The 25811-nt window shown below is 60.3% G+C and carries 25 protein-coding genes and 2 pseudogenes; 14 read left to right on the forward strand and 13 right to left on the reverse strand.

Annotation, left to right across the window (positions count from 1 at the left end; translation table 11 throughout):
* Window positions 1–92: 92 nt before the first annotated feature.
* Window positions 93–1310: an SAM-dependent methyltransferase gene (locus tag FBY10_RS04035; protein ID WP_145334955.1), complete on the forward strand. Its 1218-nt coding sequence runs from the start codon at window positions 93–95 to the stop codon at window positions 1308–1310.
* An 8-nt stretch (window positions 1311–1318) separates the two neighbouring features.
* Here FBY10_RS04035 and FBY10_RS32100 read toward each other — a convergent pair.
* The 6 genes and pseudogenes from FBY10_RS32100 to FBY10_RS04060 form a co-directional block, all read right to left on the reverse strand.
* Window positions 1319–1435 (reverse strand): annotated as a pseudogene (locus FBY10_RS32100) (outer membrane lipoprotein carrier protein LolA); the annotation flags it as partial.
* On the reverse strand, window positions 1389–2303 hold the full coding sequence (locus FBY10_RS04040; protein ID WP_145334953.1) for a DMT family transporter: 915 nt from the start codon (window positions 2301–2303) through the stop codon (window positions 1389–1391). The gene FBY10_RS04040 and the pseudogene FBY10_RS32100, both read right to left, overlap by 47 nt.
* 103 nt (window positions 2304–2406) lie before the next feature.
* Window positions 2407–4980, reverse strand: coding sequence for a TonB-dependent receptor (locus tag FBY10_RS04045; RefSeq protein WP_145334951.1), 2574 nt, complete (start codon window positions 4978–4980; stop codon window positions 2407–2409).
* A 126-nt stretch (window positions 4981–5106) separates the two neighbouring features.
* Window positions 5107–6075: a FecR domain-containing protein gene (locus FBY10_RS04050; RefSeq protein ID WP_145334949.1), complete on the reverse strand. Its 969-nt coding sequence runs from the start codon at window positions 6073–6075 to the stop codon at window positions 5107–5109.
* On the reverse strand, window positions 6072–6611 hold the full coding sequence (locus FBY10_RS04055) for an RNA polymerase sigma factor (protein WP_131697155.1): 540 nt from the start codon (window positions 6609–6611) through the stop codon (window positions 6072–6074). The genes FBY10_RS04050 and FBY10_RS04055 overlap by 4 nt, the downstream gene beginning before the upstream one ends.
* Before the next feature lie 115 nt (window positions 6612–6726).
* Window positions 6727–7743, reverse strand: a complete 1017-nt coding sequence (locus tag FBY10_RS04060) for a DUF4917 family protein (RefSeq protein WP_145334947.1) — start codon at window positions 7741–7743, stop codon at window positions 6727–6729.
* A 125-nt stretch (window positions 7744–7868) separates the two neighbouring features.
* Here FBY10_RS04060 and yiaY point away from each other — a divergent pair, with 125 nt between their 5' ends.
* The gene (yiaY, locus tag FBY10_RS04065; RefSeq protein WP_131697153.1) at window positions 7869–9017 is read left to right on the forward strand and encodes an L-threonine dehydrogenase; all 1149 of its coding nucleotides are present in this window, start codon (window positions 7869–7871) and stop codon (window positions 9015–9017) included.
* Here yiaY and FBY10_RS04070 read toward each other — a convergent pair.
* Window positions 8984–10171: an MFS transporter gene (locus tag FBY10_RS04070; RefSeq protein ID WP_145334945.1), complete on the reverse strand. Its 1188-nt coding sequence runs from the start codon at window positions 10169–10171 to the stop codon at window positions 8984–8986. The two genes, yiaY and FBY10_RS04070, sit on opposite strands and share 34 nt — an antisense overlap.
* 140 nt (window positions 10172–10311) lie before the next feature.
* Entirely contained in the window at window positions 10312–11538 is a 1227-nt protein-coding gene (locus FBY10_RS04075) for an aminotransferase class I/II-fold pyridoxal phosphate-dependent enzyme (RefSeq protein ID WP_145334943.1), read from the reverse strand.
* A gap of 355 nt (window positions 11539–11893) precedes the next feature.
* Here FBY10_RS04075 and FBY10_RS04080 point away from each other — a divergent pair, with 355 nt between their 5' ends.
* From FBY10_RS04080 to FBY10_RS04100, 5 genes are all read left to right on the forward strand, one after another.
* Window positions 11894–12568, forward strand: coding sequence for an NAD(P)H-binding protein (locus tag FBY10_RS04080; RefSeq protein ID WP_145334941.1), 675 nt, complete (start codon window positions 11894–11896; stop codon window positions 12566–12568).
* A complete protein-coding gene (locus FBY10_RS04085) occupies window positions 12568–13476 on the forward strand; it encodes a LysR family transcriptional regulator (RefSeq protein WP_145334939.1) in 909 nt (302 codons plus the stop codon). The genes FBY10_RS04080 and FBY10_RS04085 overlap by 1 nt, the downstream gene beginning before the upstream one ends.
* 89 nt (window positions 13477–13565) lie before the next feature.
* Window positions 13566–14759 carry a CaiB/BaiF CoA-transferase family protein gene (locus FBY10_RS04090; protein ID WP_145334937.1) on the forward strand — a complete coding sequence of 398 codons (1194 nt, stop codon included), beginning with the start codon at window positions 13566–13568 and terminating at the stop codon, window positions 14757–14759.
* Window positions 14756–15697, forward strand: a complete 942-nt coding sequence (locus tag FBY10_RS04095) for a hydroxymethylglutaryl-CoA lyase (protein ID WP_145334935.1) — start codon at window positions 14756–14758, stop codon at window positions 15695–15697. Before FBY10_RS04090 ends, FBY10_RS04095 begins: the two co-directional genes overlap by 4 nt.
* Before the next feature lie 59 nt (window positions 15698–15756).
* Window positions 15757–17088, forward strand: coding sequence for an MFS transporter (locus tag FBY10_RS04100; protein ID WP_145334933.1), 1332 nt, complete (start codon window positions 15757–15759; stop codon window positions 17086–17088).
* Here the strand turns inward: FBY10_RS04100 and FBY10_RS04105 are convergent, their stop codons facing one another.
* On the reverse strand, window positions 17089–17577 hold the full coding sequence (locus FBY10_RS04105; RefSeq protein ID WP_145334931.1) for a DMT family transporter: 489 nt from the start codon (window positions 17575–17577) through the stop codon (window positions 17089–17091).
* A gap of 68 nt (window positions 17578–17645) precedes the next feature.
* Here FBY10_RS04105 and FBY10_RS04110 point away from each other — a divergent pair, with 68 nt between their 5' ends.
* The 4 genes from FBY10_RS04110 to FBY10_RS04125 all read left to right on the forward strand — a co-directional run bounded on the left by FBY10_RS04110 (window position 17646) and on the right by FBY10_RS04125 (window position 20337).
* A complete protein-coding gene (locus FBY10_RS04110) occupies window positions 17646–18572 on the forward strand; it encodes a LysR family transcriptional regulator (protein ID WP_145334929.1) in 927 nt (308 codons plus the stop codon).
* 12 nt (window positions 18573–18584) lie between these two features.
* Complete coding sequence (gene fos, locus FBY10_RS04115; protein ID WP_145334928.1) at window positions 18585–18995, forward strand: fosfomycin resistance glutathione transferase; 411 nt, start codon at window positions 18585–18587, stop codon at window positions 18993–18995.
* A 54-nt stretch (window positions 18996–19049) separates the two neighbouring features.
* Complete coding sequence (locus tag FBY10_RS04120) at window positions 19050–19691, forward strand: LysE family translocator (protein ID WP_131697145.1); 642 nt, start codon at window positions 19050–19052, stop codon at window positions 19689–19691.
* A gap of 118 nt (window positions 19692–19809) precedes the next feature.
* The gene (locus FBY10_RS04125) at window positions 19810–20337 is read left to right on the forward strand and encodes a DUF4142 domain-containing protein (protein ID WP_145334926.1); all 528 of its coding nucleotides are present in this window, start codon (window positions 19810–19812) and stop codon (window positions 20335–20337) included.
* 54 nt (window positions 20338–20391) lie between these two features.
* Here the strand turns inward: FBY10_RS04125 and FBY10_RS04130 are convergent, their stop codons facing one another.
* Entirely contained in the window at window positions 20392–20817 is a 426-nt protein-coding gene (locus tag FBY10_RS04130; RefSeq protein WP_027604355.1) for a low affinity iron permease family protein, read from the reverse strand.
* On the opposite strand from FBY10_RS04130, the gene FBY10_RS04135 reads away from it, so the two are divergent.
* Window positions 20816–21775 carry a GNAT family N-acetyltransferase gene (locus FBY10_RS04135; RefSeq protein ID WP_306100205.1) on the forward strand — a complete coding sequence of 320 codons (960 nt, stop codon included), beginning with the start codon at window positions 20816–20818 and terminating at the stop codon, window positions 21773–21775. The two genes, FBY10_RS04130 and FBY10_RS04135, sit on opposite strands and share 2 nt — an antisense overlap.
* Here the strand turns inward: FBY10_RS04135 and FBY10_RS04140 are convergent, their stop codons facing one another.
* From FBY10_RS04140 to FBY10_RS04150, 3 genes are all read right to left on the reverse strand, one after another.
* Window positions 21776–22276, reverse strand: coding sequence for a methylated-DNA--[protein]-cysteine S-methyltransferase (locus tag FBY10_RS04140; RefSeq protein WP_145334924.1), 501 nt, complete (start codon window positions 22274–22276; stop codon window positions 21776–21778). It lies immediately after the preceding gene.
* A 102-nt stretch (window positions 22277–22378) separates the two neighbouring features.
* Entirely contained in the window at window positions 22379–22648 is a 270-nt protein-coding gene (locus FBY10_RS04145; protein ID WP_306100208.1) for a hypothetical protein, read from the reverse strand.
* A 135-nt stretch (window positions 22649–22783) separates the two neighbouring features.
* Entirely contained in the window at window positions 22784–23677 is an 894-nt protein-coding gene (locus FBY10_RS04150; RefSeq protein ID WP_131697141.1) for a LysR family transcriptional regulator, read from the reverse strand.
* 95 nt (window positions 23678–23772) lie between these two features.
* On the opposite strand from FBY10_RS04150, the gene FBY10_RS04155 reads away from it, so the two are divergent.
* Window positions 23773–24936, forward strand: coding sequence for an MFS transporter (locus tag FBY10_RS04155; RefSeq protein WP_145334922.1), 1164 nt, complete (start codon window positions 23773–23775; stop codon window positions 24934–24936).
* Window positions 24933–25692: pseudogene (locus FBY10_RS04160) on the forward strand (MFS transporter). The gene FBY10_RS04155 and the pseudogene FBY10_RS04160 overlap by 4 nt, the downstream one beginning before the upstream one ends.
* The last annotated feature ends 119 nt before the right edge of the window (window positions 25693–25811 follow it).

Raw genomic sequence — 25811 nt, forward strand, 5'->3', positions numbered from 1 at the left:
CAGGCGCAGTACCGTTGATCAAATAACCCCGTGCCCTTAATCCTCATCCCCCCTAAAATGCCCGGCATTCCCTGCCCGAGGCGTTTTTGTTCATGTCTGTCACCGTTCAACCTGCCAGCCCCGCGCCGGATCATCACGCCCAGTTCATCGAACTGCTGAGCACAAGCCTTGCGCAGAACGCCTTTATCAAACTGGTGCTGGCCAAGTACGTCGGTGACGAAGCCGAGTTGCAGCGGCTGATCATCAAGTCCGTGACGGTCAAGGAGCAGCCGTGCCTGTCCTTTGTCTACCGCTACAAGACCCGCGACATCACCAAGAACTTGCCGCTGGCCGACGGCGTGGCGGCGATTGCCGAGTGTCTGCCGGCGTCGTTCAAGAACGCGCACCTGCTGTCGCTGACCGACGAAGCCCAGTTGGAATACAGCAAGAAGAACAAAAGCTCGCTGTTCAGGAGCAAGCCGCAACAACTGCGTGAGGCGCCATCGGCCGAGCATAACCGTGAGAAGAACCGCTTCCTGGACCTGAGCCGGCCGTTCCTCGCCGACCTGGGCGTGACCGACGCCAAGCAGGCGCTGATCCCGTCGATGTCACGCAAGTGGAAGCAGATCAACAAGTTCATCGAAGTGTTCAGCCATGCGCTGACCTCCTCACCGCTGAAGCTGGACCAACCGGTGCGCGTCGCCGATTTCGGTTCGGGCAAGGGCTACCTCACGTTTGCGATCCACGACTACCTGCGCAACACCCTCAAGGCCGAAGGCGAAGTCACCGGCGTTGAGCTGCGCGAAGACATGGTGACGCTGTGCAACACCGCCGCCGCTCGCCTGGAGCACCCGGGGCTGGTGTTCAAGTGCGGCGACGTACGCAGCGTGGCGCCCAGCGAACTCGACGTGATGATCGCCCTGCATGCCTGCGACATCGCCACCGATTACGCGATCCACACCGGCATCCGCTCCGGCGCGTCGATCATCATGTGCTCGCCGTGCTGCCATAAGCAGATTCGCCTGCAGATCCAGAGCCCGGCGCTGCTTAAGCCGATGCTGCAATACGGCCTGCACCTGGGCCAGCAGGCGGAAATGGTCACCGACAGCCTGCGTGCGTTGTTCCTTGAAGCCTGTGGTTATGAGACCAAGGTGTTCGAGTTCATCTCCCTGGAGCACACCAACAAGAACAAGATGATCCTGGCGGTCAAGCGTGCGGAGCCGGTGGACAACGCGCAGTTGCTGGAGAAAATCCAGGAACTGAAGGCGTTCTATCACATCACTGAGCACTGCCTGGAAACCCTGCTGCGCGCGGATGGCTACCTGATCTGACCGACGCCCACTGTAGGAGCGAGCCTGCTCGCGAAAAGCCTGAGAGCACCGCAGGCTTTCAGGTTTCCCGCGTTATCGTTAGCGACCTTCGCGAGCAAGCTCGCTCCTACAGGGGACTGGCGCAGCCTGCACCGCCGTCTTGCGCCCGAGCATCACCGTGACGATCACCCCACAGGCAAACACCCAGGTAATCGGCTCGATATGTTCACCAAAGAACAGCGCCGAAAACGCGATGGTGAAGAAGATCTGCAACAGCTGAATCTGGCTGACCCGCGCAATGCCGCCCATGGCCAGCCCGGCATACCAGGCGAAGAAGCCCAGGAACTGCGAGAACAGCGACACATAGCCGAACGCCCACCAGGTGCGCATGGAAATCGCGCCTTGGTGCTGCGCCGCCAGGTACCACACCGGGCCGATCAACACCGGCGTGGACAGCACCAGCGCCCAGCAGATCACCTGCCAGCCGCCCATCTCCTTGGCCAACCGGCCGCCTTCGGCATAGCCCAGGCCACCGACGGCTATCGCGCCGAGCATCAATAAGTCGCCGGCCTGGATACTGCCGGCGCCGGTGATCAACGCATAACTCAACACCAGCGCACTACCCAACGCCGCGCAGGCCCAGAAGGCTTTCGACGGCCGCTCATGGGACAGCCACGCCGCATACAGGGCCACGCACAGCGGTTGCAGGCCGTTGACCAGCGCGCCATGGGACGCCGGCAAGGTTTGCATGGCCCACGCCGACAGCACCGGGAAGCCCAGAATCACCCCCGCAATTACCAGGCACAAACCCCGCACCTGCCGCCAGGTCGGCCAGCGCTCACGGCGCCACAGCAACAGCACCGCCGCCGGCACCGCCGCGAACAACGCACGGCCCAGGCCGTTGAGCAACGGGTGGATTTCCTGCACCACGATGCGGGTGAAGGGCAGGGTCAGGCTGAAGATGATGACGCCCAGCAGGCCGAGGGCCATGCCGGTGTTTTCGCGCGAGCTCATGGGAGGGATCCGAAATCCAGAGGGGCTTCAAGGGAAGCCCATCTAGCCACAACCCTCGTCGATTACGGGCTTACAGCTGGGTGCCGATTCATCCGTACAGTTTTCAGAAGAAGCGCGTGATGCTGATCTTGGCGTTGCGCCCTTGGCTGTAGGCACGGTCGCCGCTGAGGGCGGGCCGGTAGTTGTTGTTGAGCAGGTTGTCGACAGTGAAGTTGACCTCGGTGCCTTTAAGACCGGCCTGCTGCGGTTTCCAGTTGGCGAACAGGCCCATGCTGGCGTAGGACTCGTTGGCGTATTGGTCGTAGAACGTGTCGCCCACCGAGCTGTTCAAGCCGCCTGAGTATCTATCGCTGGGCAGGCGGTCAGTCTTGCGCACGAACTGCGCTTGCCATCCGAACTGTGCGTCCCAGCTTGGGATTTTGTTACCCATCATCACCACCCATTTGGCCGGTGGAATGTCCCGGGCCCAGACGTGGATGTCGGTGGCCCACGGGTTGGTGTAGGGGTTATCGCGTTTGCCTGTGGCGTAGGAGTAGGAAACCGAGCCGAACAGGTAGGTCGAGTCGTAGTAAGCCTCAAGCTCGAAGCCCTTGATGGTCATGCCGCCGACGTTGCGGTAGTTGGTCTTGGCGGCCATGTCGGCGCTTGTGCAGACGCTGTCGATGCTCCCCACTACGGTGTTCTGACGGTCACAGCCGATGCCAGTCGCCTTGAAAATTTCGTCCTCGATACGGTTGTGGAACAACGTCGTACGCAGTTGCAGGTTATCGCCACGGCCGATGAGGTTGGAGAAGTTGGTGATGTTGCCTGCGGTGATGGCGGTGATGCGCTCCGGGTCGAGGTTGAGGCTGGTGGAGGTGCGGCTGCCGACGCCCTGGACTTCGTACTGCTCGTCGATCACCGGGGCGCGCCAGGTCTTGTTCCAGCTGGCAAACATCGCCACGTCCGGCGTGATGTTCCAGTAGGCGGCCAGGCGCGGGGACCAACCGGTGTAGGTGCGGTCGCTGTAGTCATGGCCGATGCTCGGGTCCGGGTTGCTGTAGTACGGCGCATCGTTGGCTTCGCCCCGATTACGTACGTGGTCATAGCGCAGGGACGGCGTGATAGTCACGTCGCCGAGGGTCACCGCGTCCTGGAGATAGAACGCATTGGTATCGACCTTGCCGTGGGGCATGAAGTACGGCTGGAAGTGCCCGTAGTTGTACTTGGCAGTGTTGTAGGTCGCGCCGGGCATCCAGCTTTCGGTTTCACGCTTGTGCTTGCGCACCTGCACCCCAGTGGTCACGGCGTGTTCCAGCGGGCCGGTGCTGAACAGGCTGATGTTGCGCAGTTCCAGAATCTTGTCGCCGTAGGCAGTGTCCATCTTGCGCCCACCCGTGGCCAGGGAGAACGAAGCGTCGGCCTCGCGCTCATCGGTCTGGTCGGTATGGGACACCGAATAGCTGAGCTTCATGTCGATCAGCGGGTTGTCCAGCGGCTGGTAGAGGTACTTGCCCGAATAGGTGGTATCGATGGTTTCACGGTTGGCGAGGAAGCGTTTCAAGGCGCCTTCGTAACCATAGCGGTCAATCGCGGATTGCAGCGGCGGGGTCGGGTAGCTTTTGGCTGAGAACGGGGTCCATCGCTGGCTGTTGGACCGCGAGTAAGACAGGCCCACGCTGTGTTCGTCAGTGAGGTGGGCGTTGAACTTGAACAGTTTGCCGTCCACATTCTGCGCGCTGTTGGGCAAGCGCTTGGGGTTGATCGGGTAGCGGTTTTCGGGATCGGGCGGAGTGCCGGCCAGCTTCATGTCACCGCCATCGCGTTGCGTCAGGTAGGCGAGCGCATCGAAGCGGCCATCATCGGTACGGCCATACACCGCCGAACTGTAGACCTGTTCGTGGTCGTTGCTGGCGTAGCCATATTTGAGCATGGCCCCGGCGTTGCGGCCTTCTTCCAACAGGTCTGGGGCGTCCTTGGTTTCCATGATGATCGAGCCGCCGAAGCCACCGTTGCCGGTGAAGGGTGAGTACGGCCCTTTTTCCACTTCGACGTTCTTGATCAGCTCGGGCTCGATAAACACCGTGCCTTGCTGATAGCGCTCAAAGCCGCTTTTGGTGGCGCCATCCACCGACATCGGCACGTCTTCGGCCTCGCCCATCCCGCGGATGTTGATGGTCTGGCCGCCGGGTTTGGGCGAGCCGCCCATGAACACGCCGGGCAGGTTCTGCAGCAGCGCGGGGATGTTGTTGGGCTGATAGCGATCAATATCCGCCTGGTTCATGGTTGAGCGGCCGACGGTGCTGGAGTCGACCTGGTTACCGGTGCCGATCACGCTCAGGGCGTCCAGCTGGATCGCGCCGCTCTGGGTGGTCTTGGCCTCTTCGGGCTTTACCACATACGTGCTGCCGATCTTGATCAGGGTGAACTCGCCGTTTTTGAGCAGGCTGCGAATCGCAGCTTCCGGTGTGAAGTCGCCGTTGAGCGCCGGTGCCTGCACGTTCTTGAGCAGCGCCTCATCGAATAACAGCTGGATCTTCGCCTGCTGCGCCACCTGGCTCAGGGACGTGGCCAGCGCCTGGGCGGGCAAGTGCAGCGTGAGTGACTCGGCCTGGGCACTGAGGCTGAACGCCAGGCAGGTGGCGATGAGGGTCGGTCGAAAAAACAGGTGCGAAGCGTGGCAAGGCGCGCGAAACATGAAATCCCCCGGTGCGGCCAAATGGCCAAAAAGGTGTGCTGATCAGATGCAGACCGGAGGAAGACGGGGCAGATGAAAAAAACCACACCTGCGAATGCAAAATATTCTCAAATAAGATTTTCGGGGTTATTTACTCGGTTCAATCCGCACGATGCCATCGGCCGAGACCACGGTTTTCACTGGCAACAGGGCGGGCAGGGCGTTGAGCAGGGCGTCGGGATCATTCACATCCAGATTGCCCGAGACTTTCAGGTGCGCCACCGCGTTACTGACCTGCAACGGTGCCTGCGGGCGATACAGGCTCAGTTCATCGATCAGGCTGGCCAGTTCACGGTTGCGGAACGACAAATGCCCGCTGCGCCAGTCGGCCACTTCTTCGGCCGTGAGGGTTTGCTGCTGCATTGTGCCCTTGGCGTAGCTGTAGATGGCGCGTTGCTGGGCGCCGAGCAGGGAAACGGGGCTTTTGGCGGACGGCTCGAAAGCGACCTGGCCGTGGGCGACACTGACCACCAGTTGCTGTTGGCTGCGGCGCACATCGAAGCCAGTGCCGACCACCCGCACATTCGCCTCGCCCGCCTGTACGAACAGCGGCCGCTCTTTGTCGGCCGCCACCTCGATATACACCTGGCCCTTGTCCAGGTGCACGATGCGCTGGTGGGCGCTGAAATCCACGCGCAGGCGCGTGTTGGCATTCACATACAGGGTGCTGCCATCGGGCAGGTTCAAGGTGCGCATGCCCTTGGCATGGGCCGCCACCTGGCTGTGATACAGCTCGCGGGGCGCGCCGAGATGGCTGGCCAATACCGCGCATAGCAGGGCGGCGGCGACGGCCAGGGCCGGGCGCCACACCGACGGCTTGCGCTTGGGCAGTGCCACGGGTTTGTTCAGCTGCTGCAGCTGGGCCAGGTCGGCCCACAGCTGCTCGAATTCGGCATAGGCGCGGGCATGGGCGGGCGTGGCCTGCCAGGCGGCAAAGGCCTTGCGGTCGGCACGGCCCGCGTCGTTATGGTTGCGCGCAAACCAGCTGGCGGCTTGGGCATCGATGGCATCTCTCGCTTCGATATCCAGGTCATCGGTGTCGCTCAGGCGGTTCATTCTGGCTGCTCCGTGCCGGGGTCGTTTTGAAGGCGTCGCTTGCAATGCAGCAGGGCAAAAGCGATGTGCTTTTCCACCATGCTCGTCGAAATGCCCATGCGCTCGGCGATCTGCGCCTGGCTCAGGCCTTCGAAGCGGTGCAGCATAAGGGCTTCTCGCCGGCGGGGCGAGAGTTCGGCGAGGACTTCTTTCAACTGTTCCAGGCGTTGCAAGCGCTGTGCGGCGGCCATGGGATCGTTTTGCTCATCGGCGACCGGTTCCGCGTCCCTGTCGGCCTGATCTGGGTGGACGATGTGCCGCACCTTCTGTTTGCGCCAGTGATCACGCAGCAGGTTGCGTGCCATCTGAAACAGAAATGCCCGTGGCTGCTCGACCTTGGCCCGGTCGCGGTAGTCCAGCCACTGGGTAAAGACATCCTGGGTCATGTCCGCCGCGTCGCTGGCGTTGTCCGTGCGTTTGCGCAGGAAATACAGAATATCTGCATAGAACCCGCGAAAGGCATCGGCCGACGACGGGTCGGGCTTGGGACGAGACATGGAGATCCTTCTTGACGAAGCACGACATGGAAAAGTCGTGAATACTATCGAGAATCATTGTTATTTGTCTCTATGTAAAGGATGTACTCGATTTAAAATGTGGGAGGGAGCTTGATCAGCGTTCCACGGGTACTGAGAGTGCTGGATCACCCAGCGGATGCGTACGCGCCGCAAAAAACTTCAACGCCACACCGCTGCCCTCAAACAATTCCGAATACCGCCGCTTCTGCTGGCGAATAAACCCCTCGCTGCGGCCCGATACCGAGATCGCCAGGGTGGTCGGCCGAGCCTGGCGAATTGCATCCACCACGTGTTTATCCTGCGGCCCCAGGTCATGGCCAAAGATGCACAGCGCGCCCTCATGGGTCAGTAACTGCTCATAGCAGAACGACAGGTAATCCGAGCTGCGGATGGTCTTGAGCTTCTCTTCCACCTTGCCTTCGTTGATAAACAGCGGCACATCGTCCAGGGTCTTGATCGTGTTGTTGATCGCAAAGCTGCTGAGCAAGGTGCTGTCGGTGCTTGGCAATTTGCGCGCGGTGCCGTCAAGGTTGCGCACCAGGTGCAGGCCGCCGTGCAGGTAGAGGATGCGCGTGGCATCGGTGTGGGTGTTGCGCAGGTCGAAGCTTGAGTCGGCGCTGTGGAACAGGTCATCAATGCCCGGCGTGTGCAGGATCGCCCAATAGTTGAGCAGGTCGTAATTGGTGGTGAACACGCTGGCGTAGTTCGTCAGTTCGCGGTTGATCGTCGCCAGCGTCGACTGCTGCACCAGGCGCCACGGAATGTGCACGGCGTGGATGGTATTGATCAGCGCTTCCTTGATCGCGTAGTAGCGATTGCGCGGCGCCGCCGAGCTGACCGCCAGGGCCTTGTTGACCCGACTGGTGGTCTTCAGCGCGCTCAGGGCGTGCTCGAAGCTGCGGGTTTGCAGGGCGTCGAACACGCTGAGTTCGGATTGGCCCAAGGGTTTTTCTTCGACGGTGCGCGCGTTTTCGAACAGCGAGTCGTAGGCGAAGTCTTCCCAAATCGTGCGGCTCGCGCCATTGCCGATCAGAATCCCACTGAAGGCGGTGCTGCTGCGCAGGGCGCTCCAGTCTTCAAGGTGGGCGTCAATATCCTGGAAATCCTTCATTGCGGCGGGTCTACTCGAAATCAGCTGGATGGCGACTTTATCACGAGTGGGTGTTGATCCTGATCAAGGTGCCGCAGGCAGGTGAGGTTGATGCTGTAGGCATAAACGTCATCCGAGGATTCGCCATGAGCAGCACCTTCTTCATTCCCCCCGTCAACATCATGGGCACCGACTGCCTCGACGAAGCCATGAATGCCATTCGCAACTACGGTTTTCGCAAAGCATTGATCGTCACCGACGCCGGCCTGGCCAAGGCGGGCGTGGCCAGCATGATCGCCGAGAAGCTGGCGATGCAGGACATCGATTCAGTGATCTACGACGGCGCCAAGCCCAACCCCAATGTGGAAAACGTCGAGAAAGGCCTGGCGTTGCTGCAGCAGAGCGCCTGCGATTTCGTGGTGTCCCTGGGCGGCGGTTCGCCCCATGACTGTGCCAAGGGCATCGCCCTGTGCGCCACCAACGGTGGGCATATCGGCGACTATGAGGGCGTCGACCAATCGAGCAAACCGCAGATGCCCTTGGTGGCGATCAACACCACCGCCGGCACCGCCAGCGAGATGACCCGTTTCTGCATCATCACCGACGAAACCCGCCACGTGAAAATGGCCATCGTCGACCGCAACGTCACGCCGCTGCTGTCGGTCAACGACCCGAGCCTGATGGTCGGCATGCCCAAGGGTCTCACCGCCGCCACCGGCATGGACGCCCTCACCCACGCCATCGAAGCCTACGTGTCCACCGCGGCCACCCCGATCACCGACGCCTGCGCGATCAAGGCCATCGAACTGATCAGCGCCAACCTGCGCCTGGCGGTACGCGACGGCAGCGACAAGGTCGCGCGGGAAAACATGGCCTATGCCCAGTTCCTCGCGGGCATGGCGTTCAACAATGCGTCCCTGGGTTTCGTGCATGCCATGGCCCACCAACTGGGCGGCCTCTACGACCTGCCTCACGGTGTGTGCAACGCGGTGCTGCTGCCCCATGTGCAAAGCTTCAACGCCAGCGTCAGTGCCAAGCGCTTGAGCGACGTCGGCCGCGCGATGGGTGTCGACGCCAAGGGCACCACTGACGAAGAGGGCGCCCAAGCCGCCATCGCCGCCATTCGCAGCCTCTCCCTGGACGTTGAAATCCCCGCCGGCCTGCGCGAACTGGGCGCCAAGTTGCAGGACATTCCGCTGCTGGCTACCAATGCATTGAAGGACGCATGTGGGCTGACCAACCCACGGCGTGCCGATCAGCGTCAGATTGAGGAGATCTTTCGCAGCGCGTTCTGATGTGTCCGGCAACTGGCGGCACACGTGAATGCGCCGCCAGCCAACGCCACGCACAAGAGCGCCAATGGCCATGCCTGCTGACTCACCAGCAGGCTTGCTACGCCGCCGATCAACGCCGCCATCAACTGATGCATAAAGCCGCTCAAGGCTATGGCATAGGAACCGCCGACCGGCGACTGATCATTAGCAAGTGACAAACTGATGGGGTAACTCATCGATTGCCCAAATATCGCCAGGCAATAGGGCAGCCACAACAACAGTGCGATCTCGCTGGCAAACACACTGCCCAACAGCATCAGCGCCGCTCCCGTTAACGCCAGTCCCACGCCCCAGCTCATCATCGTCAACCGCCCCATGCGGGCCACGAAGCGATTAACCATAAACGCCCCCGCCAGATAGGCCCCGCTGATCGGCCACCCCAGCCAGCCGTACTGAGCCGCGCTCCACTCGAAACGCCCTTGCAGTATCAGCGGTGCACAGGTGTTGAATGCAATGATCACCCCATAGCCCAGCCCACCGGCCAATGCTGCGTGTAGAAAGGGGGGATGCCGCACAATCGTGGCGTAGATCCGCCAGGCTGAGTCTGGCGAATCAGCCTTTATCACTGACGGAAACACCACCCTTTGCAACACAGCAATCAACGTGACAGCACTTATTGCCAACCCATAGAAAATTGCCTTCCAGCCGAAGGCCGCCTGCAACAGCGACCCCATGAACTGGCCGATACCTAGGGCGATTACAAACGTCATCCCCAGCCACGACAACCCCCTGGCCAAAAGCGCCCCGCTGAAACTGTCTCTCACCAACAATCTGGCCATAACCGAGACTCCGCCCGCCCCCAAACCCTGAATCAGCCGTAATGACAAAAAAGATTCGACGTTAAAGGCCGATGGAATCGCTGCGCTTGCCAAGGCATATACTGCCAGCGCCCCCAGCAGTACCGGCTTTCTGCCAAAACGCTCCCCCAGGCTGCCCCAGAGCAACATCGGCAGCGCCATTCCTACCAGGTACACCGCCAGGGCCAGTGCGACGTGGTCTTCGGCCGCGAGCAGGGACTGGGCGATGACCGGTACAGCGGGCAAATAGCTGCTAATGCCGACTTGGGCGAGGAAGGCGGCGCAGCAAGCGAGGGCGAGACTGGTGGTTTTTTTCAAGGGGAGGCATCCTGCGCCTTAAGTTCTGCGTACGTCATCGTAAGTCGATTCATCCGTATAGATCCGAACAATGATTGATGCTTATGCTCACTGAGAAATAAGAGTGCTTATGTGGAGGTTGGTTATAGTAGGTGCGAAATTTAGTTTGCGTCTTTGTGATCCTCTATTAAGGCTGTCAGTGTTGAGCAAAACAACTCTACTGTCTTAGGGCTCATGTCTGCCCGAAGAGTTATACGTAATGCTGCTTTTCCCTTGGGCACCACAGGAAAAAATACGGCAGAAGTGAAAAATCCGCTGTCAGCCAGTCGTATAGCGAGTGTGTTCGCTTTTTCAGCCTCGCCGCAGGTTACCAATCGTATTGCGGTGTGGGCACCCTGTTGTTCAGTGTGGATAAGGCTGTCGAATAACCGGATGTTGGTTTGAAGCTGTTCTTGACGCACGGATAGCTCGGTTGTTTGATGTATTTTTATTGACGCCAGCCCGGCTCCTATGGCGGCAGAGTTGAGACTTTGGGACCAGTTACTGGGGCCGCCGTATCGGTACATTAGACTTTTCTGTCTTTCGCTACCGAACATGATCAGTCCTCCACTGGCACCAAATGATTTGCCTAGAGAGGCCACGATTAAGGTTTTATTGTCTATCTCTTGCAAGCGCGGCCGGATAAAACCGCCCCCTTTATCTCCAAATGCTGATAGGGCGTGGGAGTCATCCAAATAAAGGAACAGTCCATAACGCGCCTTCAAGTAGAGCAGGCTATCAATATCTGCGACTCCACCCATGCTGTATATGCCGTCTGCTATGTAAGCGACATTTTTACGTTTTTTGCACAAGTCTTCAATCCAGCACATGTCATTGTGAGGCGCGGTTTTTACTTCTGTTTCATCTGCGCAGGAGGCTTTAATATGATTCATTGAATAGTGGGAATGTTTGTCGAATACCATAGTGGGTGGGGAGTCATTGGTAAAGACGCCGCTGGCGAGCATGGGCAAGAGTCCGGAACTGGCCGCACTACAGGACAAAGTGCTGAGGCAGATTGAGTTGAAAAGGCCTGACAGCTCTGTTTCATAGCGTTCGAGTATTTCAAGTTTGCATCGATTTTTTGAGTTTGCAATGCGAAGTGTTTTGGCTTCTTTTATTCCCTGGATAGCCCCTTTTAGTATGTTTGGGTGATAGTCGAGGCCAAGATATGACGTCGTGCAGAAGTGATGGAGTTTTCGTCCATGCTGATCAATAAGTTGGTTGTTGTTTTGGACTTTTACATTAAGTTCGCAGATTCGGCCTGACTGTGCTGAGTGCCAGTCTCTGTCGGCAAGATCAATTAGTTTTTTGTAATTTGTGAATTGATTTTTTGATTGAGTATTTTTCATTGTTTTTACCTGTCCTTAGGGAAGGCAAAAACAGTAAAGGGAAAATTTTGATAAGGTAAGTCAGATATTTCCCATGCAAGCTACTCCGAATGGATATTTTGTTGTGAGTAAGGTCCTACATTTTGTAAGTCCCAATGGACATCCGACCGATTCTTATGTGCATGACCCAACGTAGCGGATTCAGGGAACATTTGATTGTGATTGGGTAAATAAATGCAGTGGGGGCGTTCGCGTTTTGTTGAGGTCGTATCCCGCAGGATTGAGTAAGGTGTCCGCATACAGGCCGGATGTGACGATGGCCTTCAAGGACCTGTCTCTTGGGTAGTCGAAACTAGATGGATGAAGGGAGTACTTGATGAGAGTTCTGTTATTCGGTGCCACCGGCATGGTCGGCCAGGGCGTCCTGCGCGAGTGCCTGCTGGCCGCTGACGTACAGGAAGTCGTCGCCGTCGGCCGCACGCCCCTGACCCAGGAACACGGCAAGCTGCATCAGGTGCTGCACAACGACATGCTGGATTTCCACCCCCTGGAAAACCTGCTGCAAGGGTTTGATGCGTGTTTCTTCTGCCTCGGTGTCTCTTCGGCGGGCATGAATGAAACCCGGTACACCCATCTCACTTATGACCTGACCCTCGTGGCCGCCAGCACCCTGGCGCGGCTTAATCCGCAGATGACGTTCATCTACGTGTCCGGCGCCGGTACCGACAGCTCCGAGGCGGGCAAGTCGATGTGGGCGCGGGTCAAGGGCAAGACCGAGAATGCCTTGCTGCGCCTGCCATTCAAGGCGGTGTATCTGTTCCGGCCGGGGATCATCCAGCCGCTGCACGGTGTGCGCTCGAAGACGCCGTTGTATCAAGCCTTCTATTCCGTGCTCGGGCCAGTGCTGTCGTTGGCGCGTCGGGTCAAGCCGGGCTGGGTGGTGAGCACCGAGACCGTCGGCCGGGCGATGCTCGCGGCGGTGCGCTATGGCGCGCCGCAACCGCTGGTGGAACAGGCCGAGATCAATCGCCTGGCGTCCGAGCGCGCCTGATGTTGCACAAGAGCCTGGTGCGTCGCCTCGATCTGATCACCCTGCAACTGTTCGTCGCGGTGTTCGAAGAGGGCACCCTGACCCGTGCCGCCGCCCGCGAAGCCATCGCCGTGTCTGCAGCCAGCAAGCGCTTGATGGAACTGGAGCAGGTGCTGGGTGTGAGCCTGTTCGTACGGCGCGCCAAGGGCATGGACCTCACCGCCGCTGGCGAAACCCTGCTGCACCATGCCAGGCAGATGCTGTTCAACGTGGAAAAAATGGGCCTGGAGCTCGGCGAGCACAGCCACGGCGTGCGCGGTTACGTGCGGATGCTGGCCAATCTTTCGGCGATTATTCAGTTTCTTCCAGAAGACTTGCGGGATTTTTCCGAGCTGCATCCCGAAGTGAAAACCGACCTTGAAGAGCGCCCCAGCAACGGCGTGGTGCAAGGCGTGCTGGATGGGGTGGCGGACCTGGGGATCTGCTCCAGTGATACCGACACCAAAGGCCTGCCCAGGGTGACCTATCGCCACGACAAACTGGTGGTGTTGATGCCGGCGGATCACCCGTTGGCGCCGCGCGAAAGCCTGGCCTTCGCCGAGACCCTGGACAGTGACTACGTTGGCCTGCACGCCGCCAGCTCGATCAACATGCGCAGCCACGCTGCCGCGCGCGAGGCCGGCAAGATGCTGCGCCTGCGTATTCATGTGCCGGGCTTTGATGCGATGTGCCGGATGGTCCAGGCGAACATGGGCATCGGCATCCTGCCGTTGAAGGCCTATGAATTGTTTGGCCGTGCCCTGGGCCTGCATGCCGTGCCGCTGACCGATGCCTGGTCGGACCGCAGTTTGATCCTGGTGGTGCGCGATGAGGCGCAGTTGTCGCCAGTGAGTCGGCTGTTGTTCGATCATCTGAGCGTTCGCATTTAGCGAACGCTCCTTGCCAACTGACGGTTGGATTTTTCCTGCCCCTGTCCTCTAGCCTTGGGCTCACATTCCAAGAATAAGAGGTACACCCCATGACGGCTCCCTTGAGCGGTATCAAGGTGATCGAGATCGGCACGCTGATTGCCGCGCCGTTCGCCGCGAGGCTGATGGCCGAGTTCGGCGCCGAGGTGATCAAGATCGAAGCCTTGGGGCAGGGCGATCCGCTTCGTAAATGGCGAAAGCTGCATGAAGGCACCTCGCTGTGGTGGTACCTGCAATCACGCAACAAGAAATCCCTGGCCCTGGACCTCAAGTCCGCTGAAGGCCTGAGCCTGATCAAGCAACTGCTCGGCGATGCCGATGTGCTGATCGAAAACCTGCGCCCCGGTGGCCTGGAAAAACTCGGCCTGGGCTGGGACGTACTGCACACGCTCAACCCCAAACTGACCCTGGTGCGTATCTCCGGCTACGGCCAGACCGGCCCTTACCGCGACCGCCCTGGTTTCGGTGCCATCGGCGAAGCCATGGGCGGGATTCGCTACACCACCGGCAACCCCGATTCGCCCCCGGCGCGGGTCGGCGTGAGCCTCGGCGACTCCCTCGCGTCGTTGCATGGTGTGATCGGCGCGCTGATGTCGTTGCTGCGGGTCAAGACCGGCCAGGGTGACGGGCAGATTGTCGATGTGTCCCTGGCGGAAAGCGTGTTCAACCTGATGGAAAGCCTGGTGCCCGAATACGACATGCTCGGCCACGTGCGTGAGCGCAGCGGCGGCGCCTTGCCCGGCATCGCCCCCTCGAATACCTACCTGACTGCCGACGGTGCCTATGTGGTGATCGCCGGCAACAGCGACCCAATCTACAAGCGTTTGATGACCACCATCGGCCGCGCCGACCTGGCCGAAGCCGCCGAATTCGCCCACAACGATGGCCGTGCGGCGAAAAGCGGTTTGCTCGATGCCGCCATCACCCACTGGACCAGCAGCCTGCCTATCGAGCAGGTGCTCAGCGCCCTCGAAGCCGCCGAAGTGCCGGCCGGGCGCATCTACTCCGTGGCCGATATCGTCAGCGACCCGCACTACCAGGCGCGCGACATGTTGCTCAATGCCGAGCTGCCTGGCGGTGTGTCGGTGAAGATGCCCGGCATCGTGCCCAAGCTCTCGGAAACCCCCGGCGCCGTAAACTGGCAGGGCCCGAGCCTGGGCCAGCACACCGATGACATCCTCGGCAGCCTGGGCCTTACCGTTGCCGACATCCAACGCCTGAAAACCTCGGGAGTGGTGCAATGATCACTGACTATTCCGACTCGCTGATCGTGCAGGAAGTATCCCCGCGCGATGGCCTGCAAATCGAACCGACCTGGGTCGAAACCGCTGACAAGATCGCCCTGATCGACCAGCTTTCCCTGGCCGGTTTTTCGCGGATCGAAGCCGGTTCTTTCGTGTCGCCCAAGGCCATCCCTGCATTGCGCGATGGCGAACACGTGTTCCAGGGCATCGAGCGTAAAGCCGGTGTGATCTACGTTGCGCTGATCCCTAACCTTAAGGGCGCCCAGCGTGCCGTCGAGTCGCGCGCCGACGAACTGAACCTGGTGATGTCGGCCAGCCAGACCCACAACCTGGCGAATATGCGCATGCGGTGCGAGGCGTCGTTGGCGGCATTCGGCGATATCGTCAGCTTTGCCGCCGGGCATCCGGTACGCCTCAATGGCAGCATCGCCACCACCTTTGGCTGCCCGTTCGAAGGCAAGATCGATGAAGACCGCGTGCTGCAACTGGTCGACGCGTATCTGCACCTGGGCATCCAGGGCATCAGCCTCGCCGACACCACCGGCATGGCCAACCCGCGCCAGGTGGAACGCCTGGTCAAGCGCGTGCTGCAACGCGTGCCTGCCAGCGACCTGACCCTGCATTTTCATAACACCCGCGGCCTGGGCCTGTGCAACGTGCTGGCCGCCTACGAAGCTGGAGCCCGACGCTTTGATGCAGCGCTGGGGGGCCTGGGTGGGTGCCCGTTTGCGCCGGGGGCGTCGGGCAATATCTGCACCGAAGATCTGGTCAACCTGTGTGAAGAGGTCGGCATTCCCACCGGTATCGACCTGCCGCACCTGCTGAACCTGTCCCGCCGGCTGCCGGCCTTGCTGGGCCATGAATTGCCCGGCCAGGTAGCCAAGGCCGGGCGCAATTGCGAGCTGCATCCGCCGCCGGACTACGTCGCCGCCTTGTAACGCCATACCAGACAACAAAAACAATCGGACGCCTGTGAGCAGTCCGCTGGAGAGAAAGCATGAGCACTAATACGTTAGAGGTCGGCGCGCGCCCGGCCGCTGAAATCGATGCCGAAAAAGCCCTGGTCAGCAAGGTCGCCTGGCGCCTGATGCCGCTGATCATGGTGTGTTACCTGTTCGCGTTTTTTGACCGCATCAACATCAGCTTTGCCAAGTTCCAGCTGCAAGCCGACCTCAGCCTGAGCGACACCGCCTATGGCCTGGGCGCCGGGTTGTTCGTGGTGGGGTATGTGATCTTTGAAGTGCCAAGCAACATGATGCTCTACAAGGTCGGCGCGCGGCGTTGGATCGCGCGGATCATGATGTCGTGGGGCCTGGCCACGGCGGCCATGGTGTTTGTCACGGCCGAATGGCAGTTCTATGGCCTGCGTTTCATCATCGGCGCGATGGAGGCGGGCTTCGCGCCCGGTGTGCTGTATTACTTGACGTTGTGGTTCCCGCAGCACTTCCGCGGGCGCATTACCTCGATGCTGTTCCTGGCGTCTGCCTTTGCAGGTTTGGTCGGCGCACCGTTCTCCGGCCTGGTGCTGGAACACCTCGACGGCGTGCTGCAGATGCGCGGCTGGCACTGGCTGTTCCTGCTCGGCGGCTTGCCCTGCATCGGCTTGGGCTTCCTGGTGCTGACGCTGCTCAAGGACCGTATCGAAGATGCGCACTGGCTGACGCCGGCGGAGAAAACCCTGCTGTCGAGCCGTATTGCCCAGCATGAGCCGAACACACATGGCGGCTCGTTGCTGTCGGCGATCCGCATTCCCGGCTTTTTGATGCTCGGGTTTATCTACTTCCTGATCCAGGTGGCGTCTTACGGCCTCAACTTCTGGGCGCCGCAACTGATCCGCAGCGCCGGCACCCAAAGCCCGGTGATGATCGGCCTGCTCACGGCTATTCCCTATGTGTGCGGCGCGATCAGCATGGTGGTAATCGGGCGGCTGTCGGACGCGACCGGCGAGCGCCGAAAGTTTGTCTGCGGGCTGGTCGTGCTGGGCGCGGTGGGCTTCTTCAGTGCCGGGATCTTTGCCGACCACACCACCTTCCTGATCATTGCCCTGGGGATGTTGGGCGCCGGCATCATCGCTTCGATCCCGACCTTCTGGACCCTGCCACCCAAGTTGCTGGCCGGTGCCGGCGCAGGCGCGGCGGGCGGGATTGCGGTGATCAACACCCTCGGGCAGATCGGTGGCATTGTCAGCCCGGTGATGGTGGGACGGATCAAGGACCTCACCGGCAGCACCACCCCGGCGCTCTATGTGATAGGCGTGTGTGCGTTGTTGGCGGCGGCGCTGCTGCTGTGGGGCCTGCCGCAAAAGCTGCGCACCCTCGACAAGGCTTGATCAGCCTGCGGTTGTCAGCGCACGGGCCGGTGTGGCGCTGAGCTGAATCAACGCCACGCCGCCCATCAACAACAACGCGCCAAGGATTCGGGCCGTTGTCAGGGGGCGCTCCGCCAAGCCAAACAGGCCGAAGTGATCCAGTAGCAGCGACGCAAGAATCTGCCCGGCCATGGCCAGGGCGATAAACCCCGAAGCGCCCAGCTTGGGCAGCAGCATCAACGCCAACGCGATAAAGCACACACCAAACGCACCACCGGCCCACATCCACAGGGGCGCCTTGGTGATGAACGTGAGGCTGGGCAGCGGCAAGCGCAGCGCCACGATCACCGGCAGCAGCACGGTAATGCTCACCAGCAGCGACGCCAGGGTGGCCCACAGCGGGTGCCCAAGACCGCGACCGAGGTTGGCGTTGATCGCACTTTGAAACGGCACCACCGCTCCTGCGATCACCGCCAGGAGCAAGAAACCTGCCCAATGCAACGTTGTCATATCGAATCTCCCAGAGGTTTTTCTGGACTCTAAGCTATTCGTCACGCAAATTTAAATTCCATATTATTATGACGAGCATGCAGCTGATGAATGATCTGCGCCGCATTGATCTCAACCTGCTGGTGATCCTCGACGCCTTGCTCAGCGAGCAACACGTCACCCGCGCCGCCGAACGTTTGCACCTCAGCCAGCCTGCGGTCAGCCATGCACTTGCGCGCTTGCGCGATATGTTGAGTGACCCGCTGCTGGTGCGTCAGGGCGGCACATTAGTGCCCACGGCCCGTGCCCTGGAGTTGGCGGCGCCATTGGCTGAAACCCTGGCCCACGTGCAGGCGCTGCTGGCGCCGAATCGCTTTGACCAGGCATCGGCCAAGCGCCGGTTTCGCGTGGCGATGTCGGACTACAGTGCGGCGATTTTCCTGCCGGGTCTGGTCCGAGTCCTGCGGCGTGAGGCGCCCGGTATCGACCTGCAAATCATCCAGGCCAGCCGCGAAGGCATGGTCGACGGTGTGCTCAATGGTGATCTCGACCTGGCAGCCGGTGTCTTCCCCGACATGCCCGCCGAGCTGCGCACTGCGCCGTTGTTCGAAGAGCATTACACCTGCCTGCTAGACCGCAACAGCCTGTCGCACAACGGTGTGCTCGACCTGCCCACGTATCTGTCGCGTCCCCACGTACTGCTGGAAATGCGCGGCAGCGGCGCGCCGGAAATCGAACGGGCGCTGACAGCGATTCGTGAACGACGGCATGTGGCGATCAGCCTGCCGCACTGGGGGGTGGCGCCGCAGTTGATTGAGGGCACGGACTTGATTCTCACCGTATCGTCGCGAGGCTTGCTGAATATTGATCACCCGCATCTGGTCGCCGTGGCGCCGCCGTTTCATATCCCGTCGTTTACCTTTGAGCTGGCATGGCATGCGCGACGGGGCGGGGATTCGGGGTTGCAGTGGTTGATTGGGCAGGTGCAGGGTATGTTGTCCGAGGGCTGCAGATAACAGGAAAAAAATATGTTCTCAGGCTTCAACCACTTGACCCTGGCCGTCACCGACTTGAGTCGCAGCGTCGGCTTTTACCATGAGTTGTTGCAACTCAAGCTCGACGCCACGTGGGACACCGGCGCCTATTTGTCATTGCCGGGCCTATGGCTATGCCTGTCGCTTGATCCGCTGCGCGACTCGCAGCCGGCGGCCGATTACACCCACTATGGGTTCACTGTCGGAGCGAGTGATTTCGCTGCGCTGGTCTCGCGTCTGCGCGCCGCCGAGGTGCAAGAGTGGCGCGACAATCGCAGCGAAGGCGCTTCGTTCTATTTCCTCGATCCCGACGGCCATAAGCTCGAAGCCCATGTGGGCGACCTGGCTTCGCGTCTGTTGGCTTGCCGCGACAGCCCCTATGCGGGAATGAGGTTTTACCCATAGCGCAGGAACGTGCAGAATCCGTCCACCTTCCCACGCTTTGTCAGAGTCGCGCCCATGACCCCCTCCTTGCTGCTCGCCGTCCTCGCTTCGGGTTTTATCTACGGTATTACGCCTGGCCCCGGGGTATTGGCGGTGTTTGGTATCGGCGCTGCCCGAGGCCGTCGTGCCGGGGCGGGGTTTCTGTGCGGGCACTTGCTCGGCGATGTGCTGTGGTGCAGTACGGCGTTGGTCGCGATTGTGGGCGCGCGGGAAGTCGGCAGCAGCGCGTTCGATGTGCTCGGCGTGCTCAGTGGCCTGTACCTGTTCTGGCTCGGCTGGCGCGCGATTCGCACCCAGCGTCGCAGCAGTGATGCCCCCCAGGGGGCGGCGCGGCACCCGTTCTGGCACGGCATTGTGTTCGGCTTGACCAACCCCAAGGCGTATCCGGTGGCCGTGGCGACATTTACTGCATTGCTGTCCAGCCGTGCCGAATTGCTGACCTGGTCGATGCTGCCGGCGTTGATCTTCCTGAGCTTCGTCGGTGGCCTGTTGGCCTACGCGATCCTGATCGGCGTGGTCGGTGCCCAGCGGGTGCGCACGGTGTATCAGCGCCATGAAATCCTTATCACCAAGCTCTGCGGCGTGATGTTTATCGGCTTTGCCATCAATGCCCTGGCCCATGCGTTGCCAGGCCTGTTCGGCAGCAAACCGGCCTGACGGGCCACGACCGTTCGTCGCACGGGCAAGTTTTTTCTAAACCTTTGCCGCCCGGAAAATTCGAATTCAGGGCGAGGTGTCTTTCCCCGCACCTATTTTTGCCCTGGAGGAACCCATCATGAGCCGCATGGCTATCCGGTTACGCACCGCCAGTTTCGCGATGCTGCTGGGCCTCGGCGCCAGCAATGCTTTCGCCCAGTCGCCTGCTGAATTCATCGAGCAGGCTTCGGCCAAAGGCATGGCCGATATCGAAACCAGTCGCATGGCCCACGCCAAAACCTCGTCCCAGGAAATCAAGGACTACACCATCGAGGTGATCAACGAGCGCACCCTGGCCAACCAGCACTTGGCGGCGATCGCCAAGAAGCTCGACCTGCCCGTGGCTCCACGGGAGAAGATCATCGACAAGGCCGAAACCCTGATGCCCGAACTCAAGGACGGCGATTCCTTCGACGCGGCCTACACCGCGCAGCAAGTGAAGGAAAACGAAGATGCCATTGCCCTGTTCAAGCGCGAAGGTTCGGCCTCGGATGTGCCGGAAATCAAAGCACTGGTGGATGAGACGCTGCCTAAACTGGAAGAGCGTCTGCAAAAGGCCCGGGCCCTGGCGTCGACCTACGGTAAGGGCCATCAAGGCGACGGTTGAGACCTTCACTTGATATGAAAAACGGCGGTTGGATCCTATCCAACCGCCGTTTTTTTACGCCTGGTTCAGGTCGGTTTTGTTCGGGGCCGCATCGTCGGCCGCGTGGCCGCAACTACTGTTCAGGCTCACGGTGCCGGTGTTGCCAATGCTGCGGTATTCCTGGCGCAGTTTTTCCAGTTCCTTGCGGTCCAGGCCATCCAGGCTCAGCACGGCGTTCTGCGCATCCTTGGAGACCCGCAGCAGTTCGTCAATCTTGATGTGCAGGATGTCGTTATCGCGGTTTTGCGTGTTCTGGATCAGGAACACCATGAGGAAGGTGATGATGGTGGTCGAGGTGTTGATGATCAACTGCCAGGTGTCGTTGTAGTGGAAGTACGGCCCGCTCAAGCTCCACAGGAAAATCAACGCGACCGCCGCATAGAACGTCCGGGCACTGCCTGCCCAACGGGACAAGGATTGTGAGACTGCGGAGAATTTCATGACCGTTTTCCTTAAGGTGAGTGATGAAAATACTGACCGCAGGCATGCCCTGAAATTTCTTTTTACAACTTGGGATGTGAACAACGCTGTGCGTTTTTCTGCAGGGTTCTTGGGAGTGGGCCTACGGCGTTTTGCAACGACGGGCGCAAGACTGGGGTTTTATACGGAAAATCCCATGCACGCTGACACCGCCTGCGACCTGCCTGCGCTTTATCACCAGACCGAAGATCATTATTTCGCCGCAACCTGCTCGCTGCATCGCCGCTACAACGCCTGTATCAACGCTTACTTTACCGACGACTATTTCGACCCGTGGAACCTGTTGTTTATCCGAGTCGGCAGCGCGCCGATGGGGGGCGCAATGGCGGTGCCGATGGACCTGCTTCGCCGTATTTTTCTGGATACGCGCGTAGTGATTCATGAGGAAAAGGTCGGGCTGATCGCTGAGGCGCTCATGGGGATGGGCTTTCAGCCTGCCGAAAAGACGACTGCGATGGTCCTCGATCTGTCGAGCCTTGTTTCATCTACAGATGACAGCTCTGTGCAGATCAGCTTGACTCGGAACCTGGCCGATTGGGCCGTTCCCCTTGGCAACGCATTTTCGATGCCGCCCGAGGGCATTGCGCGTTATCAGGCCCGGCACCAGCGTGCTCTGGAAACGGGGCAATCGCTTCACCACTTCATCCTGTCCACCGAGGGGCAGGTGAGGTGTTCGTTGACTTTATCCCTGTGTAATGGAGAGGCTCGGCTTAACGATGTCGGCACGCTCGTGGGTTTTCGCACCAGAGGTTACGCCACGCGATTGATTCAAGCGGCCTTGCGTCACGCGTCGAGCCTGGGTGCCCGGCGATGTTTTCTTGAGGCAACCATGGACGGAATCTCGGTGTATCGAAAGTTGGGGTTCGAAGGTTTGTTCGACTACCAGTCTTTTATTCGGGGGCCGGTTGCAGTCGCCTGATCAGACGCTCATTTTTACCTGGCTGCGGTCTTCAAGCGTCAACAGATACTGCTTGGCTTCAAGCCCTCCGGCAAATCCGGTCAAGGTGCCCGAAGCGCCGATAACCCGATGGCACGGTGCAATGATCGAGATAGGGTTGCGCCCATTGGCAGCGCCCACGGCACGGACGGCTTTCGGGTTGCCGATCTGCTGGGCGATCTGGCTGTAGCTGCGGGTTTCGCCAAAAGGAATGGTCAGCAGCGCCTGCCAGACCTGCTTCTGAAAATCGGTACCGGCGAAATCCAGCTCCAAATCGAATGTATGGCGACTACCGGCGAAATACTCCTTCAACTGGCGCTCGGTTTCCAACAGCACCGGGCTCTCGTTGGCTTCGTGCAACTCGCCCAGGCGCACTCGGTTGGCGCGTTCCACTTCCCACAGGATGGCGCTGAGCTTGCCATCGCGTGCCACCAGGGTGAGTTCACCGACGGGGGAGGACATGAGCTTGTATTCGTAGGGCATGAGCGGGCTCCTCGAAGGGCAGTTGTTAAACGCTACAGGCCTACGGTAATGCCATCCGCCGGACTGGAAACTACGTTTCTTGCGCTTGAATTCTCACTGGACCTACTGGAAATTCCAATAAACCCAGTTGGAATAGTACGGATACCAGTAGAACCAGGAAATCCGGTAGAGCCCCATGATCACTGAGGCCTCCCCGATTGCGACCAGGGAAATCAGATTGAACAGCGTGACGATTGCAGCGAATACGGTCACGCCTCGGCTGGCATGGCGCCTGGCAAACCCTACGCCGTAGACGGACGCGACGATCGATCCGAGTGCCAGCCCCAGGCCCCAGGGATACGGAAGCCGCACCAGTGCGACCAGCAGTGGCAACACCAACACCCAGCCGAGTACTTGGCGCAGTACGGGTGTGGATGCGTGTTCTTTGGGTCCAATTATGGCAATAACCCTGGGGGGAACTAGTGTTGAGCGAACTTTCCGCATGAACCGGTAGTTGAAGACTGAGCGTTATCGAGCGCGCGCAACCTCATCAATGAGCGCTATAAAGGCTTGCACTGACAAATTCGGTTCCTCTCTACGGGTCAACACCAACAACCGCGCACACGCATCCGCCTCCACCAAAGGCCGATAAGTTACGCCCTTGTTCATCAAACTCTGCGTACAGGCTGGCACCAGGGCCACTCCTTGCCCGGCGGCCACCAGCGCAATGATCGAGGTGATCTGCCGTCCGGTCGGTCCGGCATGCAATGGCACGCCATGGTGGCGGTAAAGCTGCTCGATGGACTGGTTCAGCCCCGAGCCGTAATCCGCTGGAAACAGAATCAAAGGATAGGCACCGAGCTGCGCCAGGCTGATACCGGCCTGGTCAGCCAGGGGGCTGTCACTCGACACTGCGGCCACAAGGCGTTCCTCGCCCAATGACAGCGCGTGCACCTTGTCGTTTTGCGGCAACAGCCGGCTCAAGCCGATATCCAGCCGCCCGTCGGCGACCTGTGCTCCGAGGCTGCCGGAGGCGCATTCCACCAGGGTCAGTTGCACATCGGGAAAGCGCTGGGCGAAAGCCTGGATCGACTGGCTGAACAGGTCCGACAGGGCAATCGAGCTGACGTAGCCCAAGGCCAGTTGACCCGCTGTCCCTGCTGCCAACTTACCGGCAATCACCTGAGCCAACTCCACCTGTTCCAACACGCCACGTGCGTAGGGCAGGAACGAGCGGCCCTGGGCGGTGAGCGTTACGGTGCGGCTGGTGCGATCGAACAGCTTGAAACCCAAGTCTGCCTCCAGCGCTGAAATCTGCCGGGTCAAAGGCGGTTGGGCGAGGTGCAGGCGCAGGGCGGCGCGACCGAAGTGCAATTCTTCGGCGACCGTCAGAAAGTAACGCAGCTTGCGTAGGTCGAGCATCCTGATCCTTGGGTATCAATCGGTCGGAATTCGGTATTGGTTTAAGACCCGCCGGCCATTCTATAAAGACCTTTCAAAATAAAACGAGAGGTTTCATGAAACCGCGCCTGCATTGTGCCCGCCTTGCCCTGTTCCTGTGTGGCTGCGCGGCGTTTCTCAACCTCTATGCGACCCAAAGCATTCTCCAGACGTTTGCCGCGCACTTTCATATCAGTGCCAAGGATGCGGGTTGGAGCATCACCGTCACCACCCTGGCGGTGGCGATCACTGCCCCGTTCGTCAGTCGCCTGACCAGGCGCTTCGAGCAACGCAGCGTGATCGTCGTGGCGGCGTTACTGCTGGCGCTGCCGGCATTGATGACCGCTTATGCCGACAGCTTTGCCGAAGTGCTGGTGTGGCGCTGTGTCGAAGGCATGTTGATCCCGGTGGTGTTTGCCACCAGCGTGGCTTACATCGGCGACCGCTGGAGCGGTGGCACGGTCACTGAGGTCACGAGTCTCTACGTCGCGGGCACCGTGTTGGGCGGGTTCGCCGGGCGCTTCGTCACCGGGGTGATGACCGAATATGTGGGCTGGCGCGAAGCCTTTGAATTGCTCGCGGTACTGAGCTTGATGGTCGGCGGTTTTATCCAGTTTCTGTTACCGGCCAACCGCCCACGGACCGTGCAGGTTAAAGCCTCTTCGTCAGGTGTATTTCGCCGGCCGCTGTTGGCCGCTTACGCCGTAGGTTTCTGCGTGCTGTTCTCGCAAGTCGCGGCGTTTACCTACGCAGGTTTGTACTTGGGCCTGCCGCCGTTCAACCTTGGGCCTGCGGCCTTGGGGACGTTGTACATGGTGTTCCTGTTGGCGTTGATCGTGATCCCCATCGCCGGGCGCCTCAGCAAAGCCCGCCCCCATGCCGAACTGCTGAGTGTCGCCGCCGTGCTGGGCGTCAGCGGTTCGGCGTTGACCTTGGTGCCGTCCCTGTGGTGCATCGTAGTCGGCCTGGCGCTCAGTTCCACCGGCGTATTCCTCGCCCAAGCCGCCGCCAATGCGTTTATCAACGCCACCGCGCGCAATAACAAGACGGGCGCTGTCGGTGTTTATCTCACCTGTTATTACCTGGGCGGCAGTGGCGGCGCCATTGTCCCGGCGCTGATCTGGGAACGCTGGGGCTGGGCCGGTTGCGTGGTGCTGATCATCGGTTTCCAGCTGCTGACCTTGTTGATCGCCTTGACCGGCTGGAAGCCCCTTAAACCTGAGCTGATTTCTGCACCATGAACGACACCGTCGCTGTGCCTTCGCCCGAATTAAAAACTCGCCGTCGCGCCCTATTCGCCGGTTGCAGCGCCCATGCCGTGCACGATGGGCTCACCGACGTGATCTACGTTCTGTTGCCTGTCTGGCAGGCTCAGTTCGCCTTGTCCTACGCCCAGATCGGCCTGTTACGTGGCTCCTATTCCGGGATGATGGCCGTGTTCCAATTGCTGGCCAGCCGCGCCGCCAGACGCTGGGGCCGCACGCTGATACTGGTGGGAGGCACTGCGCTGGCGGGTGTTGCCTACCGGTACCGCCGGCATCGGTCTTGCGCTGACCCTGCTGTTCATCGGCGGTGCCTTCGGCAAACTGTTCTGCGGCTACCTCGGCGCACGCATCGGCATGATGAAGACCATATGGATCACGGAAACCAGCACCGCACTGCTGATCGTCGCGGCGGTGTACCTGCCCTTGAGTGGGTTGATGGTGATGCTGCCGCTGTTGGGGTTGGTACTGAATGGCACCTCCTCGGTGCTGTACGGCGCCGTGCCCGACCTTGCCGGCGCGGGCAAGCGCGAGCAGGCGTTTGCGCTGTTCTACACCGGCACCATTGGGGGGGGCGCGTTGGCGCCGGTGGTGTTTGGTGGCGTGGGGGATGCGCTGGGCGTGCCGGTGGCGGTGATGGTGTTGGCGGGGATGTTGGGTGTGACGTTGCCGTTAGCGTGGGTGGCTTCCTCGCTGTCGAGCAGGTCAACAAGATCGAAAGCGGTCAATGGCTGAGTCATGATCAAACCTGTGTATGCATTTCTGGTGGGGTGGGGCCATGGACAATGATGTGAGTGGCAGGTTGAATTCAAACGTTCTTCAGCGGCTATTTGTTGCCAAAAGCTTCGATTTCT

It is taken from the genome of Pseudomonas sp. SJZ103, from assembly GCF_007828335.1.
Lineage (GTDB): Bacteria > Pseudomonadota > Gammaproteobacteria > Pseudomonadales > Pseudomonadaceae > Aquipseudomonas.

Bases quoted from the DNA above. Each gene is read 5' to 3' on its own strand.
- FBY10_RS04035 (WP_145334955.1), top strand. From the start codon at position 93: ATGTCTGTCACCGTTCAACCTGCCAGCCCCGCGCCGGATCATCACGCC.
- FBY10_RS04040 (WP_145334953.1), bottom strand. From the start codon at position 2,303: ATGAGCTCGCGCGAAAACACCGGCATGGCCCTCGGCCTGCTGGGCGTC.
- FBY10_RS04045 (WP_145334951.1), bottom strand. From the start codon at position 4,980: ATGTTTCGCGCGCCTTGCCACGCTTCGCACCTGTTTTTTCGACCGACC.
- FBY10_RS04050 (WP_145334949.1), bottom strand. From the start codon at position 6,075: ATGAACCGCCTGAGCGACACCGATGACCTGGATATCGAAGCGAGAGAT.
- FBY10_RS04055 (WP_131697155.1), bottom strand. From the start codon at position 6,611: ATGTCTCGTCCCAAGCCCGACCCGTCGTCGGCCGATGCCTTTCGCGGG.
- FBY10_RS04060 (WP_145334947.1), bottom strand. From the start codon at position 7,743: ATGAAGGATTTCCAGGATATTGACGCCCACCTTGAAGACTGGAGCGCC.
- yiaY (WP_131697153.1), top strand. From the start codon at position 7,869: ATGAGCAGCACCTTCTTCATTCCCCCCGTCAACATCATGGGCACCGAC.
- FBY10_RS04075 (WP_145334943.1), bottom strand. From the start codon at position 11,538: ATGAAAAATACTCAATCAAAAAATCAATTCACAAATTACAAAAAACTA.
- FBY10_RS04080 (WP_145334941.1), top strand. From the start codon at position 11,894: ATGAGAGTTCTGTTATTCGGTGCCACCGGCATGGTCGGCCAGGGCGTC.
- FBY10_RS04085 (WP_145334939.1), top strand. From the start codon at position 12,568: ATGTTGCACAAGAGCCTGGTGCGTCGCCTCGATCTGATCACCCTGCAA.
- FBY10_RS04090 (WP_145334937.1), top strand. From the start codon at position 13,566: ATGACGGCTCCCTTGAGCGGTATCAAGGTGATCGAGATCGGCACGCTG.
- FBY10_RS04095 (WP_145334935.1), top strand. From the start codon at position 14,756: ATGATCACTGACTATTCCGACTCGCTGATCGTGCAGGAAGTATCCCCG.
- FBY10_RS04100 (WP_145334933.1), top strand. From the start codon at position 15,757: ATGAGCACTAATACGTTAGAGGTCGGCGCGCGCCCGGCCGCTGAAATC.
- FBY10_RS04105 (WP_145334931.1), bottom strand. From the start codon at position 17,577: ATGACAACGTTGCATTGGGCAGGTTTCTTGCTCCTGGCGGTGATCGCA.
- FBY10_RS04110 (WP_145334929.1), top strand. From the start codon at position 17,646: ATGACGAGCATGCAGCTGATGAATGATCTGCGCCGCATTGATCTCAAC.
- fos (WP_145334928.1), top strand. From the start codon at position 18,585: ATGTTCTCAGGCTTCAACCACTTGACCCTGGCCGTCACCGACTTGAGT.
- FBY10_RS04120 (WP_131697145.1), top strand. From the start codon at position 19,050: ATGACCCCCTCCTTGCTGCTCGCCGTCCTCGCTTCGGGTTTTATCTAC.
- FBY10_RS04125 (WP_145334926.1), top strand. From the start codon at position 19,810: ATGAGCCGCATGGCTATCCGGTTACGCACCGCCAGTTTCGCGATGCTG.
- FBY10_RS04135 (WP_306100205.1), top strand. From the start codon at position 20,816: ATGACCGTTTTCCTTAAGGTGAGTGATGAAAATACTGACCGCAGGCAT.
- FBY10_RS04130 (WP_027604355.1), bottom strand. From the start codon at position 20,817: ATGAAATTCTCCGCAGTCTCACAATCCTTGTCCCGTTGGGCAGGCAGT.
- FBY10_RS04140 (WP_145334924.1), bottom strand. From the start codon at position 22,276: ATGCCCTACGAATACAAGCTCATGTCCTCCCCCGTCGGTGAACTCACC.
- FBY10_RS04150 (WP_131697141.1), bottom strand. From the start codon at position 23,677: ATGCTCGACCTACGCAAGCTGCGTTACTTTCTGACGGTCGCCGAAGAA.
- FBY10_RS04155 (WP_145334922.1), top strand. From the start codon at position 23,773: ATGAAACCGCGCCTGCATTGTGCCCGCCTTGCCCTGTTCCTGTGTGGC.